This is a genomic window from Arsenophonus sp. ENCA (assembly GCF_002287155.1).
Lineage (GTDB): Bacteria > Pseudomonadota > Gammaproteobacteria > Enterobacterales > Enterobacteriaceae > Arsenophonus > Arsenophonus nilaparvatae.
The window spans coordinates 1-1,551 of record NZ_NHNG01000375.1 but is presented as its reverse complement, the minus strand read 5'-3'; the positions used below and the strand labels follow the sequence as shown (position 1 = coordinate 1,551).

Below are 1,551 nucleotides of genomic sequence, written 5' to 3'. Positions count from 1 at the left end.
GGGAGACAAAAATAGAACAACTTTCAGGTGGAGAGCGGCGTCGGGTAGCTATTTGTCGTTTACTGCTGGAAAAACCCGATATGCTATTACTTGATGAACCAACTAACCATTTGGATGCAGAATCCGTTGCCTGGTTAGAACGGTTTTTACATGATTACGAAGGCACTGTTGTTGCTATCACTCACGATCGCTACTTCTTAGATAACGTCGCGGGTTGGATCCTGGAACTTGATCGCGGAGAGGGTATTCCATGGGAAGGTAATTATTCCTCTTGGTTAGAACAAAAAGAGACTCGCTTAGCACAAGATGCTTCCAGCGAAGCTGCTCGCCGCAAATCGATCGAAAAAGAACTTGAATGGATCCGACAAAATCCTAAAGGCCGGCAAGCAAAAGGAAAAGCCCGTTTAGCCCGTTTTGAAGAGTTAAACAGTGTTGACTATCAAAAACGTAATGAAACCAGCGAGCTCTTCATTCCGCCAGGGCCTCGTCTAGGAGACAAAGTTTTAACGGTTGAAAATCTCAGTAAATCCTATGGTGATCGGGTTTTAATTGATAACCTTAGTTTCTCGATCCCTAAAGGGGCTATCGTGGGTATTATCGGCCCAAATGGCGCGGGAAAATCAACCCTTTTTCGCATGATTTCAGGTCAAGAACGGCCTGACTCTGGCACTATAACCTTAGGTGAAACCGTCAAAGTTGCTTCAGTTGAACAATTTCGTGACACCATGGACAATAATAAAACCGTGTGGGAAGAGGTTTCCGGCGGACAAGATATTATGCGTATCGGTAATTTCGAAATTCCAAGTAGAGCTTACGTCGGACGCTTTAATTTCAAAGGAGTTGATCAGGGTAAGCGAGTTGGAGAACTCTCTGGTGGTGAACGTGGCCGTTTACACTTGGCAAAACTACTTCAGGTTGGTGGTAATATGCTCCTACTGGATGAGCCAACTAACGATTTGGATGTCGAAACATTACGCGCGTTAGAAAACGCATTACTGGAATTTCCTGGCAGTGCATTAGTTATTTCCCACGATCGCTGGTTTCTTGACCGTATTGCCACTCATATTATTGATTATCAAGATGAAGGAAAAATCACATTCTTTGAAGGTAATTTTAGTGAATATGAAGATTATAAAAAACGGACATTGGGCGCTGATGCGCTAGAACCTCATCGCATCAAATATAAAAAGATGAGCAAATAAATAAGCCAAATAAAATAAGGCTCGCTAAAGCGAGCCTTACCATTTAAAAATTCGGAGATTTTTCATCCATCATAAGCAGTTGCTGAACCAACTCAATACAGCGTAAAAAACGCTCATCATAATTAGGCGAATCAACCACCACAAATTCCACTTGATTTTCAATCAGTAGTTCAATCAATAAATTTTGAAATGCTATACGTTCCTCATCACTAGCCAAACTACAAACTAGTTGCTGAATAGAGACTTGCATTTTTTGTCACGCTATTGAGAATAAAAAGAGGTTTAACTTAGAGAATAAAGGTTTGAAATGATCAACAAAGAGCGGCTGTTACGAGATAATCGTTTATGT

The 1,551-nt window shown here is 41.3% G+C and carries 1 protein-coding gene and 1 pseudogene; one reads left to right on the top strand and one right to left on the bottom strand.

Features of this window, described 5'->3' with window-relative positions; all coding sequences use genetic code 11:
* A partial coding sequence (ettA, locus tag CBG25_RS09850; protein ID WP_290606364.1) for an energy-dependent translational throttle protein EttA occupies window positions 1–1,202 on the top strand: 1,202 nt, incomplete at its 5' end.
* A gap of 43 nt (window positions 1,203–1,245) precedes the next feature.
* Here the strand turns inward: ettA and CBG25_RS09845 are convergent.
* Window positions 1,246–1,428: pseudogene (locus tag CBG25_RS09845) on the bottom strand (multifunctional transcriptional regulator/nicotinamide-nucleotide adenylyltransferase/ribosylnicotinamide kinase NadR); the annotation flags it as partial.
* Window positions 1,429–1,551: the final 123 nt, after the last annotated feature.